Consider the following 16,757-nt stretch of genomic DNA (forward strand, 5'->3'; position numbering starts at 1 on the left):
TTAAACTCCTAAATCCTTTGCATTTTGCGGAATTGGCGGCATTACAGCGTCCATCAACTCCAAATGTCCTTTAATCACACCTTTAAGTGCTGAAAAATGCTGACTGATAACTTTGAGCTCTGAACTGACGCCTTGCAGAATCATGACTTCTAAAATTTTGTGGTCATCGAGTTGAATATGCAGCGAACTCACCACTTGTTCTAAAAACTGCTGCTGTAAATCTAAAAGCTGAATACGTAGCGCCGTACTACTTGCGTCATAAAGTAAGGTAAATGTGCCAACCATCACTTCGTTGCGCTGCTCCTGATCGGCAATCAGATGCTTATTGATCATGTCGACAATGGCCTGAGAACGGCTTTCATAATGCTGATCGACAATTTTTTGATCCAAAGCATCGACTGTTTTTTCAGGCACGGTAATACTGATACGCGCCAGCTTTTGTTTAGGCACTGTTTTTCCTTATTTTTTTTGCTGAATATAGAAACCCGCACGGGCGCTCAGTAACTCAATAAAAAATTGCTTTAATTGATGCAGAAATGTTGCAGATTGATGGCGGTTCATATGCATCTCCTGTTTAAGTAATACAAAATATTTATTTCGTAATATCGATAGAAATGCAGAATCTGTGCCAAGTGAGAAATACAAAAAATGATCGATTATTTTGTTCTTTTAACTTTCTTTTAAATTTTACTGTTCATGATTTGTGCAATAAATGCACTCATCGAGACCCCTTTGCACTATTGCTGCAATGGTTTATTTTATGATGGGCTATTTCTAAAGCTTATTAATTTTATTAACCGAGAACATTGACAGACCAGCAACAAACTCGAAGTTCAATTTATTTCATCAACATTGAACATCATTTATACTGATTAATCTTACTATTAATCACTCAACGCCTATGAAGTATTTCAGCTGCGCGGTATGTACTAACCAAATCTTTTTTGCCAATTCACACTGTGTCAATTGTCAGACTGCGCTGGGTTATATTGCCTCTGAAAAGCAAATGGGCTGTTTTGAAAAGCACAGCAGTACGTTATGGCTTGCGTTAAATCCTGAAATAAAGGGAAAACGCTTTAAACCTTGTCATAATTATCAGCATCATCAGGTATGTAACTGGATGGTGCCTGCCGACAGTGAAGAAATTTATTGTGAATCTTGCCTACTGACACATACCATTCCCAACTTAGATAACCCAGACCATATTGTGTACTGGGCACGATTGGAACATGCCAAACGGCGTTTTTTGTATTTAATGCAGCAACTGAATACCATGCCGCGTCCTAAACGCAGTCAAGATGACCGTTTTGGGCTGCGTTTTGATTTTCTCATGCCAACAGAAAATACACCTGTCATGACCGGTCATGCCAATGGCATTATTACCTTAAATGCCAGTGAAGCAGATGTGATTTACCGCGAAACAACGCGTATAAAAATGGGGGAAAACTACCGTACACTTCTTGGTCATTTTAGACATGAAAGTGGTCATTATTATTTTGATTTGATTAAACATTTACACCCTGAGCTGATTGATGAATTTCGTGAACTGTTTGGTGATGAACGACAAGATTATAGTGAAGCTTTGAAACGGCATTATAATGATGGTGCGCCACAAAATTGGGCGGATTACTATGTCAGTTCATATGCCAGTACGCATCCTTGGGAAGATTGGGCGGAAACATGGGCGCATTATTTGCACATGATGGATACTCTAGAAACAGCCTACTATGCAGGATTAGTGGTCAAAACCAATAAGTCAGATTTAAATAATTTAGAATTAAAAGAGAACCCGATTGGCGCTCAGGATTTTGACCTATTGCTGCAACATTGGATGACCTTGACCTTTAATTTAAATGCGTTGAACCGCAGCATGGGCTTAGATGATGCATATCCGTTTACGCTGTCGAATCCAGTATTGGATAAATTGCGGTTTATTCACCACAAACTGCTCAACATGACCTTAAAAAACCAGCAGCACAATTAGATTAAATTTAATACGTGATATTGTTTGAACCTCAGATCAACTTTTCTGTATTACAGCATTCGTACATTAGCTTATAGAAAGGATGTATACGTAGTAATTTTCTAGAATTGAGCGCTGTAACACCTGCCCTATTTTTACTATTTTATAAAGGTTAAAATAACAAAAAATAGATGCCTGTGACCTTTCCAATGATGCCTTTCACGCATTTACCCGCTCGTTTTATGTGTATCATCGGCCTGAGTTTGCTCAGTGGATGCCAATTGGTCAAATTACAAGAAAATCAACTCAGTGCATCACTAAATAATAAAACAGATAGCATATTAACCCATCAGAAGCTCAGTACATTTAGCCATCAAATCCTGTTAATGGTGAATGAAAGCGACCAATCTTGTTTAAATGCGCTTGAAAGCTGTATTCACAAAATGCGTAATAATGAAACTTTAGATATTGCTCAAGTCTATGCAGCAGCAAGTGAGCTGTACATGGCACGTGCTTTAAGAGCCGATCAAAATCCACAATGCAAAAAAAGCTTAAAACAACACAGCGGAAAATTAGCTTCAAGCAAAATTAAAATGTGTATGGATCAGCAGCTTGCAGACTTTGATTTCAGTCTGCGTTACAGCTATGTCTATCTATTTAAATCCGCTCAAGCCCCAGAGGAACGCTTATTTGATTTGCGTCAGGGACAAGTCCGCACCTTTTATAATGTGGCTTTATCACGTTTAATTACCTCATCATTTACCCGTTTTGACTATCAGCAAATGCCTGAAAGTTTAATGCTGGGTTCATCGCTTTATCATTTTAACTATGAGCATTATCCTGAAATCAAAAATGCGGACATTGATAAATTACTGTCGAGCTATAATTTTAATTTTTCAGGCTTAAAAACCATTAACCGTCAGGAAGGAATTGGTTCTGAATTTGTCTTAGTCAAAAAAGCCACGGATCTGTCTGCTGCCCAGCCTTTTGTACTAGACCCTGAACAATATTATTCAAATAAACCCAACCCGAATATCCATACTGCACGGTATTTATCTGTCAGTGCGATCGCCGAGCCTGCCAAGACCAATAGCAGCATTAGTGAAATTTTGTCGCCGCAATCAGACTTTAATGTTGAATTATTTAATCCCTATCAATTTAAAAAGGCAAAAATTGAATCTCAGTCCTACACGCTAACGGCCAATTATTCTGTGCCTTATGGACTTTGGTTAGCCGAAAATAAATTAGGAAAATCTGGCTATTGGACACTCCTAAATAAGGAAGAACATTTGCGCATGCCACATGTGTTTATGTTAGAGCCGTATCAACCCCATAAAAAGATTATTGTCATGGTTCACGGATTAGCCAGCAGTCCTGAAACTTGGATCGGCCTGACCAATAACATTATGGGTGATCAAAAACTACGTGATCATTACCAAGTTTGGCAAGTGTTTTACTCAACCAATATGCCAATATTTGAGAGTCGTTTTCAAATCAATGCTTTACTCAAACAGGCATTTGCAACTGTTCAGCCCAATACGCCATCGGCTCAAGATGCTGTCCTTATCGGACATAGTATGGGCGGCATCATCAGTCGTTTATTGGTTAGTGATGCAGATATTTCCGCTCAAGCTATTCCACTCATGAACTATGAACAAAATACACAGTTACAACGTCATCCAATTATCCGCGATCGTTTTGTCTTTAAAGCCTTGAAGCCAGTTAGTCGTGCAATTTTCATTGCCGCACCGCATCATGGTACTGACTATGCAGACCGCTGGTTTACCAATTTGGCGAAAAAAATCGTGGTATTGCCTTTAAGTTTTTTAAATGATGTCAATGTTGAACTCCCGAATGCAAAAAATTCAACTATGGGCCTGATTAAGTCTGGACCTGCAGATTTAAGTCAAAAATCACGTTTTATGCTGTTGTCTGCTGACATCATGCCAAATAAAGATATTCCTTATCATTCTATTATGGGAAATCAGACGCAAAGTACTGAACCGAGCAAAATGTCGGATGGCATTGTTCCCTATACAAGTTCTCATTTAGATGGCGCGGTGTCTGAAAAGATTTTCTATGGTGGACATTCAATCCATGAATCTGCGGATGCCATTTTAGAGTTACGACGCATTTTGAGAGAACATTTGGATAATAAGTGAAATTTTTAAGCGCGGTTTTTGTGAACTCGAGCTTATAGGTCGTCTAAAGTGGTCTTTATCGTTTTTACCCTTTAGCTTTTTCTGCTAGTTCTGTTAAATGCACATCTTCCGAAAGACAATCATTCAAAATTATTTTTGCATTTTCCATAATTCGATTTCGACTTTCAGAGCTACGAGCATCTAAAAGTTCTTGTAGTTTTTTAGCCATAATTAAAAAAATCTCTTTTGATTCCATTGGCATCTGAAATATTTGCGACAAAGCATGATCGGATAAAATTATGCTTTACAAAACCGTTAATACGCTTCCTGAAGCTCTAAGGATAAAATTGTTTTTGCTTGATTATATATTTCACTATCTTTGATCATACAGCTACAAAAATATGAATACTTTTTAGTAGGTTGCATTAAATTTTCAATTCTCGCTATAGACTCAGAAATTTTTCTCAATTGATTCTGTTTTTTTCTTTCAGTATCTTTTACCTCTAGCTCTTGAAGTGCTTCTTCTAAATCTTGCTCATACTCACAAAACACTTTAATCAAGTTACTATATGGATCGTATAATCGGCTTTTTAAGCCACAAACATCTATTGTCATTTTCGCTATTTCAGTCTTACCTTTCATACGTGCCAAAGTAAATTCAAAATGCTCACTTGGATCAAAATCACTCTCATATGGATTTAGAATAGGTTCAACTCCTACATCATGTGCAAGTTTTGAATCATTACATTTACGACAACTAGGTAAAAAATTTTCCCAATCAAAAGTTTTATCATGATAGATGGATTTTGGATAGAAATGTTCAACTTCTATATTTCCACTATCCTTTGGAGTAGATTCACAAAAAGCACATTTTTGATATGAACTATCAAATAAAGGAGTTGTAATATCTTTATGTCTGTAATGACTGAGTGCAGAAGCTTTCTCTTCTTTCGGAATCTCCTTGTAACTTCCATATTTACTTACTAATGACAGTAAATGATCTGTCCATTCTTTTTGTTTATCCTGAAGAATTTGAGGGGCATTAACAGATTTTTCAAGTTTAATCATATCTTATAGAAGCTCCAAAGAAGCCATTTTCATTTCTAGCACTTGAACAATTGTGTCATCAGAATGAGTAATATTCTTTAGCTGTTCCATCACAGATAAAAGCTTAATCTTATCTTTTGACTCATAAGCATCAAAAGCTTCATCAATTAATTTTTCGTAATCTTTATTTTTCAGGCTTTTAACCCCCATTACATCTTCTAAAATTTGATCCGTGTTCCAACCTGAATAGCGCTTATTACTAGGCTCAAAATGATATTCTGTTTTTCCAGTTTCACGGCTCATAATAATGACTTCACCATTTCTTGCTGATGCCAAAAGATGTGGTGAATGAGTCGTAACAATGAACTGAAGATTAGGGAATAAAGCTTCTAACCCATTTCTAATATTAAATTGCCATTCAGGATGCAAATGTAGATCTAACTCATCGATTAGTACAGTACCAGTTGCATCTCCTATAAAGCGTTGTCCCTCAGAATTTGTGTTTTCAACCCATTCAATGATATTAACGACTATAGTAAAAATAGCTTGAAACCCTGCTGAAAGTTCTTCTAGATAACATTTTTGACCATATAATGAAAACATAGGCTCTAAATCATCTCTGATCTCAACAAATTCAAAATCACTACCATTTGGAGCAAGTTTTGGAAGATATTTAATTAAATGATTCCAATTTCTTCTATAATCATATGCCCACTCTTTATCTATCCAAACATAACGATTAATCATCCATTGTTTTACAAATCGATCCTTATCAGTATAGTGAGAGTTTAATCCTCCATTCAAATAACTATCTCTTTTTTGATCCTCTGGTAATAAACGTCGTGTTCCCTCAATAAACTCGTACTTAATATTTCTTTCAGATGTGATATTCAATGGAATTACATGAGGAAAAGTATTTTTAAAATCTATTATACTGAATCCTTTAAATCCATCTTGAGTTGCTAAAGGTGTAAGATAATTATATAAAGAATTACCACGATATTCTTTATTTCTGAAAGATCCCCATCCAAATCCAACTGAAATTTTTAGAAAATTAGCTGTATCACTACCAATTATTAAATTAGTTAAAATACTCGAATCATCCGAAAAACGAGTATTAATGTGGTTATTACTATCAAAACTGTGCATAATTCCATGTAAAACACTAGTTTTCCCACATCCATTAGAGCCAGTAATAAAATTAAATTTATTATTGAACTTAATAAATAATGATTCGAAATGTCTGTAATTTTTAGCTTCAAAAGAATGCATGTAAAAATTTTGCATAATGTATTTAAATTAAATTTATATATCTAAATCAATTCTATATCTTTTTTTTTAAAAAAACCGCCCTTATGGACGGTCTTTTTTATTCCTATCTCATCAAGCCACTGGCGACAAAGTAAACAACACCTGCCCTGTTTTCACTGTTTGCCCTTTTTCAATGGTAATTTCAGAAACCTTCATACGTTCAGGTGCAATAATTGGAATCTCAATCTTCATCGCTTCAATCACCGCAAGCGTTGCACCTTCTTCAACAATATCACCTGACTTGCATTCAATTTTCCAAATACTTCCCGGCATGTGTGATTCCACAGCACAACCACCTTCTGGAATTTGAACATCACTATCATCAGTTACAGCATCTAAGCTTTCAGAAACATACTCTGCAAGCCCTGCTTCATGCCAGCGACGACGTTCTGCATCAAAGTTGGCTTGTTGCACAGACTTAAATACCGAAATCGATTCTTGGTTTTCAGTTAAGAAGTCATTGTATTCTTTTAGGTTTAAAACACCTTCTTCTACACGGAGTTTTAAGCGACCCGCTTTGAAGTCCTCACGCATCTGCATCAGTTCAGCTTCTGAAACTTCATAAAACTTGATTTGGTCAAAGAAGCGTAATAACCACGGCATACCTTGCTCAAAGTCAGGGTTTTTACGATAACGAGACCACATTTGCGTAGTACGACCCACGAACTGATAGCCTCCCGGACCTTCCATACCATAGACACACATATATGCACCGCCAATACCGACAGCATTTTCAGGCGTCCATGTCCGTGCAGGGTTATATTTGGTGGTCACTAAACGTTGACGCGGATCTAATGGTGTTGCCACAGGTGCACCTAAATACACATCGCCCAAACCCATGACCAAATAACTCGCGTCATAAACCACATCTTTGACCGCTTGTTTGTCTTTTAAACCATTAATACGACGGATAAACTCAATATTGTCAGGACACCATGGTGCATCTGGACGTACCGTTTGCATATAACGCTCTGTCGCTAGCTGGGTTTGTGAATCCTCCCAAGCGAGTGGCAGATATACGGTACGTGATGGGACTTGCATCTCGGTCACATCAGGCAATTCAGCTTCAGCAACTTGTAATAAACGCAGTAAATCAATTTGATCAAGCTTGATCGAATCAAAATGGATTTGTAGCGAACGAATGCCCGGTGTCAGGTCGATAATGCCGGCAATGTTTTGCTTTTGTACCCATTGCATGAGCGCTTGGATACGGAAACGTAAGTTTAGATCAAGTACTAACTCACCATATTCCACCAGCATGTAGTTGTTACCCGCAGGACGATACACCACATCCGGCAAGCCATTCTGACCTTTTAAAGTATCAAGCACTGCATTTTTTAAGGTAGAAAGTTCAGGATAAAATGACTCATCAAATGATACGTCTTGAGTATCAGATGCTTCTAATTGCGCATGATATTTTTCATTTAAGAGCTTAGCTTGATGATAACTCACAGGTATAAATCTAACTTTGTCTCCTGCTTTCAATTGACCTAGTTTCCAAAGCTCAGAATTAATCACCACGGCAGGACAAACAAAGCCTCCTAAACTTGGACCATCTGGACCCAAGATAATCGGCATATCACCAGTGAAATCAATCGCACCAATGGCATAAGCATTGTCATGAATATTTGATGGATGCAGACCTGCTTCACCACCATCCTCACGTGCCCATTCCGGTTTTGGCCCGATTAAACGAATACCGGTACGGCTTGAGTTAAAGTGAATCTCAAAAGTATTGGCAAAGAAAGTATCAATGTCATTTTTGGTAAAGAAATCAGGCGCACCATGTGGGCCATACATCACCGCAATTTCCCATTCATGGCTAAATGAAGGCACTTGTTCAGGTGCAAGAGCTTTAATTTCATCGCTTGTGAATGCTGTAATTGGGAGCATATCGCCAATCAGTAAGTTACGCCCGGCATGACCACCAAACTGACCCAAGGTGAAGGTTGCTTGTGAGCCGAGATATTCAGGTACATTTAAACCGCCTTTAATACCAATATAGGTACGGCAACCTGTCGCAATTTTGCCACATTTGAGCACCTGACCTTTACGCACATTCACGTTCTGCCACATCGAAACTTGAGCGCCATCTAGTGTTGATGGCATATCGCCCCCGGCAAGCACGATTTGGCTATCACAGTGGAATTTTAAGGTTGGCCCTTGTAGGGTACATTCAAGCCCTGCAGTGTTATAGGCATTACCAAGCAACTGGTTTGCAACATTCAGTGATAATGGATCTATCGCACCTGAGGGTGGCACACCGACATCCCAGTACCCCAAACGCCCTGTGACATCTTGCACAGAAGTTTGAATGCCTGATTGCAACACTTCAATTTTTTGGGTTTTCCACTCAAAAGTATTGAGGAAACGTGTGGTTTGCGTACCGGCTTTAAATACATCACAGTCGATAATATTTTGTAGATATTCAAGATTGGTTTCAATCCCTGCAACTGAGGTTTTCGCCAAAGTATCTGTCATGGCTTGAATCGCAGAAGCACGATCGTCTGCTGTGACAATAATTTTAGCAATCATTGGGTCATAGAATGATGATACATTCGAGCCAGTTTCCACCCATGTTTCATTACGGGCATTGGCATCAAACTCAACATGCGTTAAAAGCCCTGCACTCGGTTGGAAGTTCTTGATCGGGTCTTCTGCATATAAACGGACTTGAATCGAATGACCTTTCGATTCAAGTTGTGCTGTTGGGGCAATCCAATCGCCACTGCCTAAAGTGACCATCCATTCCACAAGGTCTACACCAAACACTTGCTCCGTCACGCCATGTTCAACTTGCAGGCGGGTATTCACTTCTAAGAAATAGAATTCCTGTGTGTCGGTATCCATGACAAATTCAACCGTGCCTGCCGAACGGTAATTCACTGATTGCATCAGCCCAATCGCAACTGATTGAATATAGGCACGTTGCTCATCATTGATATGTGGTGCAGGCGTTTCTTCCACGACTTTTTGGTTTCGGCGCTGCACCGAACAATCACGCTCGCCGAGTGCTAGAACTAAACCTTTGCCATCACCAAAAATTTGCACTTCGATATGACGGGCATTTTGTACGAATTTTTCAAGATATAAACCGGCATCTTTAAAGTTGGCTTGCGCTAAATAAGACACAGTTACATAGGCATCTTTCAGCTCTTCTTCATTCCACACCAAACGCATACCGATCCCACCACCGCCTGCGGTACTTTTCAGCATCACAGGGTAACCAATACGATTGGCTTCAAGCAGTGCTTCGTCTTCATCAGCCAACAATTGACTACCTGGAAGGAGAGGCACATTAGCTTGAATCGCAAGCTCACGCGCGGTATGTTTTAAACCAAATGATTTCATTTGTGCCGAATTTGGCCCTAAAAATACAATGCCTTGTGCTTCACACAGATCACAAAATTCTGCATTTTCAGACAAGAAACCATAGCCCGGATGAATCGCTTCAGCGCCTGTTTGCTTTGCGACTTCTAACATTTTATCGACATTTAAATAGCTTTGGCTCGCAGGTGCTTCACCGATATACACCGCTTCATCGGCCAAAGTCACATGGAGTGAATCACGATCAGCCTCTGAATAGACTGCAACCGATTGGATACCTAATTTTTTAAGGGTACGAATGACACGACACGCAATTGCACCACGGTTGGCGATTAAAACTTTATTAAACATGTTATGCGTCCTCGCCTTCACGGATGATCAATTGAATTTTGGTTGGGTTATAGGCATTACAAGGATTATTCAGCTGTGGGCAATTAGAGATCAACACGATCAAATCCATTTCCGCTTTTACTTCGACATATTTACCCGGTGCAGAAATACCATCATCAAACTTTAAATGCCCCTCGCTTGTGACGGGTACATTCATAAAGAAGTTAATATTTGGACCGATGTGACGTACGTTTAAGCTGTGTTTTTTCGCAATCGGATGCTGAGACAATGCAATCATGAAATTATTACGGCAGCTATGCATTGGATATTTGTCATGTGCATAACGCACCGTGTTACTTTCACATGAACATGCCCCGCCTAAAGTATCATGACGACCGCAGTTATCATCATGAATGGTGGCAATTTTATTGCCAAAGTTGGTGTATAGAGCTGTGCCTTTTTCTAAATAGATTTGTTGATTAATCGCTAAGGTATCGGTTGCGCTATAACGCTCTTCAGGGTTTGATGCCGAGATAAACAGTGTATCCACCGCTTGATTACCTTCTAAATCCACAATACGGAAATATTGCCCTTTTTTGACTTCGCACATCCATGCTTCACCGGCAGGACAAACTTCGCTTAAAACTGTTTTTTCATGATGTTGTAGTGAGTTTACTAAAGCTGTCATGTTGTATCCTCCAAATTAAGCGCTGAGTGCGTAGTAACGATTGTTGTTTTGAAATGCACGTTGATTTTGCGGGCATGAATCACGACATACATCGTTGTCGCCTAAAGGAAGTGCTTTGTATAAAGACAATTGAACATCGGCAGGTGCATATTCAGTGCTGTTGTCTAAAGCATGCGGTGCGGATGATAAGAACACCAAGCAATCCATTTCAAAGCGCAGTTCAATGATTTGATTTGTATTGTCAGATGCAACATAGCTTAAGTTGCCGTTGGCTTCAGGTTGAACTTTAGAGAATAAATTTAAAGTACTGCTCAGGTCCGTTGCAGATAAACCAAACTTGGTCATTTCAAGCAGTAAAGAATCTTTGCCGTTACGGTACATGTCGTTGCGTGCATCTTGAAATGTTTTTGAACCAAATTGTTGTTCAATTTGCTGTGCATTGCTGGGTGCACAAAATGCATCATTCCAGCCATGGTCATCTTTGACAATGCAAATCATCGCGCGACCAAGGTCAGATGCAAGGATATGTCCTGTACTTAAAAATGCCGTATGTTGCCCTTTTAAGCTGTCTGGCATGTTATAGCGTTCAAGCTTATCTTCACTATTTACACAGTAGAGTGCCACATTGGCATTTTGCCCTAGCGATTTAAGCTGTAATACTGCCCCACGCTGAATACGCGCTGACCAGTGGTGTCCACCCGGTAAAAGTTCAGTCCATAGTTCTTTATCATCATGATAATGTGTTGTGCTCATTGCAGCCTCTGCCTAATTCTTAACTATTTACCTCCCGGGCTTTTATCCCTCCGTGCAGCTTTGCTTTGAATTAAAACGAAGCCGTGAACTCTCGGTCGCAGTCATACATAGAAATGTATCGGAACCCTAGATCACTTTATGATGTATGTAGAAAAGCAAAGGCTATGCCAATTTGGTATTACGGTTTGAATAAATCGTATTACTAAGGTTTTAGGATTCGTTTTGATGCTTAAGCTGCAGCATTGGTTTTAAATTGCGCTATTTTTGAACCGTGTTTCTGCCTAGATATGCTTCATGATTGTGCAAATGCATTCATGGTTAAGTTTTTTGGAATTTATATTTTTTCGATTTCTTCAAAATAAAAAGCCCAATTTTAGTATTGGGCCTTTCCTGTGATGTTTGCAAACAGCTACTTTCGCTTTTAACTTGCTGCTTTATAAAATGGTACCGAGCCATTCACAGTTGCACGATGCATAATGCGGTGCGCATCACCATAGTCAAACAGCGCTTTGTGCTGCGTGCAGCGGTTGTCCCAAATAGCGACATCACCTTCTTGCCATTTCCAGCGCAAGTGAAATTCTTCCTTCACTGCATGTTCAAACAAGAATGTCAGCAATGCATCGCTCTCTTGTGCATTTAATTCATTAATTTGTGTTGTAAATCCCTCATTCACAAACAACACTTCAGCACCAGTTTCGGGGTGTGTACGTACGACCGGATGCACTACTGGCGGATTTTTAAGGAAACTATTTACAAGGCGTTCGCGGTCTGCTGCTGTTGTGCCAAAGCGCTCTAATGGAAAAGACTTACGTATATCATGTGTCGCTGTCAAACCGCGTAGGTGCTGTTTTAAATCTTTACTGAGCGCATTAAAAGCAGCTGTACCGCTGGCCCAGAGCGTATCCCCACCAAACTCAGGGATTTTAATCGCTTGCAGCACACAGCCCAATGGCGGTGTCTGACTAAAGGTCACATCAGTATGCCAAAGGTCATTGTCTCTTAAATCTTGTCTGTGGCTATCCAATACAATCACTTCTGGAGCATCTTCCATCGCAGGATAAATCGGATGAATATGTAAAGTACCAAAGGTTTTTGCCAACGTCACTTGCGACTGTGCGCCAAGTGCCTGCTTTCTAAAAAAGATCACTTGATGCTGCAATAGTGCCTGTTTTATTTCCTGCAGCAACGGTGTATCGGCATGGTTTAAATCGATACCTTCAATAACAGCGCCAATGTTTTGGTTAATTTGCTTTGCTTGCAATGACATAATTAAATCTTCTTCAATCTCTAAATCTGTTTACAGCTGTTGGCCATACCAAGGCGCCAACTGCTTTTGCAGCCAACGTAAAAATAGCTCAAAACTTACTGCGACAATCGCGATCACAATAATCCCAAGAATCACGGTATCAGTAATTAGGAACTGAGCCGCAGACTGCACCATAAAACCAATACCGCGATCAGCAGCAACCAACTCTGCAGCCACCAGTGTTGACCAGCCCACGCCCAAGCCAATGCGCACACCCGTTAATATGTGCGGCAAAGCTGTAGGTAAAATCACATATTGCAAAACCTGCAAGCGCGTTGCGCCTAAAGATAATGCTGCACGTTCACGGTTTTTTTGATGGCTGATCACACCATGCGCACTGCTAATAATAATTGGCGCCAAAATTGAAAAGAAAATCAGCAGCACTTTGGTGGTTTCACCAATACCAAACCAAATCACCAATAACGGTAAATACGCAAGCGGTGGAATGGGACGGAGTAGCTCCACAAGTGGATCAAATACAGCACGTACCCATTTGTTGAGTCCTATCCATAAACCTAAAGGCACACCAATCACAATAGCACCAATGAGTGCGCTAAACACACGGCCAATACTTTCAGCCAAATGCTGCCAAAGCGTGGCTTTCATAAAACCTTGCTGGCTGACTTCAATAAACTTCTGCCATACCGCTGCTGGACTTGGTAAAATCAGCTCAGGAATAATTTTCAAAGTGGTTACGACAAACCAAAGTACCAGCAAACTCACTACACTGCCGATGCTCACAATAAGTGGTAAATTTTTTCTAAAAATAGAAATAGATGAGCTTCTATTTAATGTTGCCGTTTCTGCACGATTTTCGCTTAGATGAGCCTTATTTAATTTTTGAATTTGCGTATTCATATTAAGACTCCACCGCATGTAATTTTTGCGCTTTTAAGCGTTCAAACAACATTTCACGCAGCTGAATAAACTGCAGATCAGATTTAATTGCACGTATAGATTCACCGTTTCTATAGCGCTCAGCAAAATCCAGCTTGAGCGTTTCAACAATTGTCCCCGGGCGCGCTGTCATCAGTACCAATTGATTGCTTAATAAAAGCGCCTCTTCAATATCATGGGTAATTAAAAAGAAGCCCTTCTTCTCTTTAATCCATAAATTCAGCACAAACTCCTGCATGCTTTCGCGGGTAAATGCATCGAGTGCTGCAAATGGTTCATCCAGCAAAATAAACGGAGCATGACTAATCAAGGCGTGTGCAATGCCGACACGCTGTTTCATACCGCCTGAAAGCTCCCAAATATTGGCATTTGCTACATGCGACAGCCCGACGGTGTTTAAAATTGATGCAACTTGTGACTTTATCTCTGTACTTTTTAAGCCTTTTAATTTCAAGGAAAATGCCACGTTATCTGACACGTTAAGCCACGGCAGCAAAGCATGTTCTTGAAAGACCACTGCACGTCTTGCATCTGGAGCTATTAGAACTTCATCATCAATTTTGACTTGGCCTGCGCTCACCTGCTGAAAACCCGCCAAAATATTTAAAAGCGTCGTTTTGCCGCAGCCAGACTCGCCAAGTACAACTGTTAAAGTCGATTCAGGAACGTCCAAATTGATATTTTTTAGTACAGCCACCTCTTGTTCAGGATAGATCAGGCTAATATTTTCCGCTTTTAAGATACTCATTTTCACATCCTTAAGGCTGAACAAATAAGGCTGTCACATTGCCCTTGTAATCGGCTTTGACTTTATCTACTTTGCCTTGGGCTTTTAAAAAGGTCGCTGTATCTAAAATATTCTTGGCAAAATCTGTGCTGAAGCTTTGCGCTTGCTGCTGCTGATTCAAATAAATATTGCCAGATAGCAGCAAAGGAATATCTTTCGCATCAGAACCAGTTAATTGCGCGATACTATTGATATAAGCAATATTCGCTTCAAACGCTTTCGGATCTTGATTGTATTCATCTATTTTCTTTAAAGAAGTTTGAACGAAGGACTTTAAAAACTCTGGATTTTGCTCTGCAAAGTCTTTACGAACCACCCAAACATCAAAGGTTGGCGCACCCCATTCTGCAACTTGCTTAGAATCGGTCAGAACTTTACCTGTGGCACTCGCTTTGCTTAAAGCGGGTTCCCATACATAAGTCGCGTCAATATCACCACGTTCCCACGCCGCTGAAATTTCAGGCGGGCGTAAATTAATAATTTTGACCTCAGCCTCAGATAAATTCCAATGCTTCAATGCAGAAAGTAGGCTGTAATGTGCTGTAGAAACAAAAGGCACAGCAATGGTTTTACCCTTTAAGTCTTCAGGTTTTTGAATGCCTGATTTATTGCTCACCACTAAGGCTTCTGAAGCACCAAGTTTGGCTGCCACAAAAAATACCTCAATAGGTAAATCACGGCTGGCAGCAGCAGCTAAAGGACTGGTACCAATATTGCCAATACTGACATCACCTGATGCCAAAGCATTTACAACGTCTGCGCCCGTATCAAATTTTTTCCATTCTATGGGCTGTTGGCTGTCTTTTTCATAATCGCCATTGGCCTGCGCCACTTTGCTCGGATCAACACCCATTTGATAGGCAATAATTACCGCTTTCTGATCTTTTTGCGCAATTGCAGCCGTTGAAGTGTCAGGAGTAGATTTTTTAGCTTGGAAATATACGAAAGCAGCGATCGCCACAATGACGATCGCCGTAATAATTAAAGGTTTAGATTTGCCGCTCATATTTTTTCATAAAAAGTGATAACTAATTCACATACTAATCAGTCAGCCTTATGATGAAAAATAAGTTAATTGACAATATTTATCACAAAATTGCATTTATCGATTAGTGGAATACTTATGCTTTTATTCACTAAACGTCTAGCAATCAATTTTCTGCACGAGATCTTTTAATGGTATTTTTTACTTCACTAAGATTTCATGGAACATATGACGTAGCCATTGATGGCTGGTTTTATGATGGCAGGACATATGCCAATATTGCTTCACGCCATAGGTTGGAAATGCAATCGGTGCGTCAAATATTTTTAAGTTGCCGCGCGAAAGCAATACTTCACTCAAGTAATACGGCACAGTAGCAATCGCATCAGTGTCTTGCACGACTAAGCCTACACCTAAATAACTAGGTAAACGCATCAAAATATCACGTTTTAAATCAAGGTTAAGCAGCTCATTTTCAATATGGTAGTGCCCCATCCCTGCATCAATATCAATGTGCGACTCTGATAAATATTGCTCAGTTGTAATGGTGTCACCCGTTAATCGTGGATGATCCTTAGCTGCAATCACCACATAATATTGCTCAAACAGTTTTTGTTGATAAAAACCGCTTTCCAAATGTGGTAAAAAACCTAGTGCTAAATCAATTTCACCATTCGCCATTTGATAACTGGTTTCAGTGGTAATCGGGCGTACATTCAGACGTATTTGTGGCGCGTGTTTTTTTAGATATTGGCTGATTTTAGGCAATAAAACCAAATGCGAAACATCGGTCATGGCCAAAGTAAATTGTTGATCTGAAATGGCTTGATCAAAATTAATCGTAAAATTATTAATGGCTTCGACTTTACTCAAGGCTTCGCTAACTAAAGGAAATAATTGACGCGATAACTCCGTAGGCACCATTTCATTGCCGATACGTAAAAATAAGGGGTCGTTATAATGCTGTCGTATTTTATTTAAAATATTACTGACTGTAGGCTGACTCATCTGCAAGTGTTCAGCAGCTTGTGACACATTTTTGTACTTATAAACATGAAAAAAAATGCTAAGAAGTTTACAGTCCAATTCAAACACGAAAGATTTAGTCCCTAATTAAATATTGCAAGTTATGCTGTGCATCATCTGCTGAATTATACAAAAAGCCAATAACGAAATATTACTTTTATTGCAGATGAAACGCCAGTTTAGCCTGCTCAGTTGC

At 39.5% G+C, this 16,757-nt stretch carries 14 protein-coding genes and 1 riboswitch; of the genes, 2 read left to right on the top strand and 12 right to left on the bottom strand.

Annotated elements, in window-relative coordinates; all coding sequences use genetic code 11:
• Positions 1-450, bottom strand: a complete 450-nt coding sequence (locus tag FTT99_RS04495) for a ribbon-helix-helix protein, CopG family (RefSeq protein WP_180023648.1) — start codon at positions 448-450, stop codon at positions 1-3.
• 451 nt (positions 451-901) lie between these two features.
• Here FTT99_RS04495 and FTT99_RS04500 point away from each other — a divergent pair, with 451 nt between their 5' ends.
• Complete coding sequence (locus tag FTT99_RS04500; protein ID WP_180161263.1) at positions 902-1,984, top strand: putative zinc-binding metallopeptidase; 1,083 nt, start codon at positions 902-904, stop codon at positions 1,982-1,984.
• A gap of 188 nt (positions 1,985-2,172) precedes the next feature.
• Positions 2,173-4,125, top strand: coding sequence for a triacylglycerol lipase (locus tag FTT99_RS04505; RefSeq protein ID WP_180129736.1), 1,953 nt, complete (start codon positions 2,173-2,175; stop codon positions 4,123-4,125).
• A 64-nt stretch (positions 4,126-4,189) separates the two neighbouring features.
• Here the strand turns inward: FTT99_RS04505 and FTT99_RS04510 are convergent, their stop codons facing one another.
• The 11 genes from FTT99_RS04510 to FTT99_RS04560 all read right to left on the bottom strand — a co-directional run bounded on the left by FTT99_RS04510 (position 4,190) and on the right by FTT99_RS04560 (position 16,630).
• On the bottom strand, positions 4,190-4,360 hold the full coding sequence (locus tag FTT99_RS04510) for a hypothetical protein (protein WP_180129735.1): 171 nt from the start codon (positions 4,358-4,360) through the stop codon (positions 4,190-4,192).
• Positions 4,361-4,419: 59 nt separating this feature from the next.
• Positions 4,420-5,172, bottom strand: a complete 753-nt coding sequence (locus tag FTT99_RS04515) for an HNH endonuclease (RefSeq protein WP_179998174.1) — start codon at positions 5,170-5,172, stop codon at positions 4,420-4,422.
• Between the two features lie 3 nt (positions 5,173-5,175).
• On the bottom strand, positions 5,176-6,423 hold the full coding sequence (locus tag FTT99_RS04520) for an AAA family ATPase (protein ID WP_257229257.1): 1,248 nt from the start codon (positions 6,421-6,423) through the stop codon (positions 5,176-5,178).
• Positions 6,424-6,534: 111 nt separating this feature from the next.
• Complete coding sequence (gene uca, locus FTT99_RS04525) at positions 6,535-10,140, bottom strand: urea carboxylase (protein ID WP_180129731.1); 3,606 nt, start codon at positions 10,138-10,140, stop codon at positions 6,535-6,537.
• Position 10,141: 1 nt separating this feature from the next.
• Positions 10,142-10,807, bottom strand: coding sequence for an urea amidolyase associated protein UAAP2 (locus FTT99_RS04530; protein ID WP_180129730.1), 666 nt, complete (start codon positions 10,805-10,807; stop codon positions 10,142-10,144).
• A 15-nt stretch (positions 10,808-10,822) separates the two neighbouring features.
• Positions 10,823-11,560 (bottom strand): urea amidolyase associated protein UAAP1, encoded by a 738-nt coding sequence (locus FTT99_RS04535; RefSeq protein WP_180129728.1) that lies wholly within the window; start codon positions 11,558-11,560, stop codon positions 10,823-10,825.
• A 29-nt stretch (positions 11,561-11,589) separates the two neighbouring features.
• Positions 11,590-11,701: riboswitch (guanidine-I (ykkC/yxkD leader) on the bottom strand.
• Positions 11,702-11,981: 280 nt separating this feature from the next.
• On the bottom strand, positions 11,982-12,827 hold the full coding sequence (gene tauD / locus FTT99_RS04540) for a taurine dioxygenase (RefSeq protein ID WP_180129726.1): 846 nt from the start codon (positions 12,825-12,827) through the stop codon (positions 11,982-11,984).
• A gap of 30 nt (positions 12,828-12,857) precedes the next feature.
• Positions 12,858-13,724: a taurine ABC transporter permease TauC gene (gene tauC / locus FTT99_RS04545; protein ID WP_180161265.1), complete on the bottom strand. Its 867-nt coding sequence runs from the start codon at positions 13,722-13,724 to the stop codon at positions 12,858-12,860.
• A gap of 1 nt (position 13,725) precedes the next feature.
• A complete protein-coding gene (locus FTT99_RS04550) occupies positions 13,726-14,511 on the bottom strand; it encodes a taurine ABC transporter ATP-binding protein (RefSeq protein WP_180129723.1) in 786 nt (261 codons plus the stop codon).
• Positions 14,512-14,521: 10 nt separating this feature from the next.
• Complete coding sequence (tauA, locus tag FTT99_RS04555) at positions 14,522-15,556, bottom strand: taurine ABC transporter substrate-binding protein (RefSeq protein ID WP_180129722.1); 1,035 nt, start codon at positions 15,554-15,556, stop codon at positions 14,522-14,524.
• Positions 15,557-15,736: 180 nt separating this feature from the next.
• On the bottom strand, positions 15,737-16,630 hold the full coding sequence (locus FTT99_RS04560; protein ID WP_078190935.1) for a LysR substrate-binding domain-containing protein: 894 nt from the start codon (positions 16,628-16,630) through the stop codon (positions 15,737-15,739).
• Between the last annotated feature and the right edge of the window lie 127 nt (positions 16,631-16,757).

This window comes from Acinetobacter sp. YH12040 (genome assembly GCF_013420005.1).
Lineage (GTDB): Bacteria > Pseudomonadota > Gammaproteobacteria > Pseudomonadales > Moraxellaceae > Acinetobacter > Acinetobacter amyesii.

Coding starts and splice junctions, on each gene's coding strand:
- FTT99_RS04500 (WP_180161263.1), top strand. CDS start 902: ATGAAGTATTTCAGCTGCGCGGTATGTACTAACCAAATCTTTTTTGCC.
- uca (WP_180129731.1), bottom strand. CDS start 10,140: ATGTTTAATAAAGTTTTAATCGCCAACCGTGGTGCAATTGCGTGTCGT.
- FTT99_RS04505 (WP_180129736.1), top strand. CDS start 2,173: ATGATGCCTTTCACGCATTTACCCGCTCGTTTTATGTGTATCATCGGC.
- FTT99_RS04535 (WP_180129728.1), bottom strand. CDS start 11,560: ATGAGCACAACACATTATCATGATGATAAAGAACTATGGACTGAACTT.
- tauD (WP_180129726.1), bottom strand. CDS start 12,827: ATGTCATTGCAAGCAAAGCAAATTAACCAAAACATTGGCGCTGTTATT.
- FTT99_RS04515 (WP_179998174.1), bottom strand. CDS start 5,172: ATGATTAAACTTGAAAAATCTGTTAATGCCCCTCAAATTCTTCAGGAT.
- tauA (WP_180129722.1), bottom strand. CDS start 15,556: ATGAGCGGCAAATCTAAACCTTTAATTATTACGGCGATCGTCATTGTG.
- tauC (WP_180161265.1), bottom strand. CDS start 13,724: ATGAATACGCAAATTCAAAAATTAAATAAGGCTCATCTAAGCGAAAAT.
- FTT99_RS04510 (WP_180129735.1), bottom strand. CDS start 4,360: ATGGAATCAAAAGAGATTTTTTTAATTATGGCTAAAAAACTACAAGAA.
- FTT99_RS04550 (WP_180129723.1), bottom strand. CDS start 14,511: ATGAGTATCTTAAAAGCGGAAAATATTAGCCTGATCTATCCTGAACAA.
- FTT99_RS04520 (WP_257229257.1), bottom strand. CDS start 6,423: ATGCATTCTTTTGAAGCTAAAAATTACAGACATTTCGAATCATTATTT.
- FTT99_RS04530 (WP_180129730.1), bottom strand. CDS start 10,807: ATGACAGCTTTAGTAAACTCACTACAACATCATGAAAAAACAGTTTTA.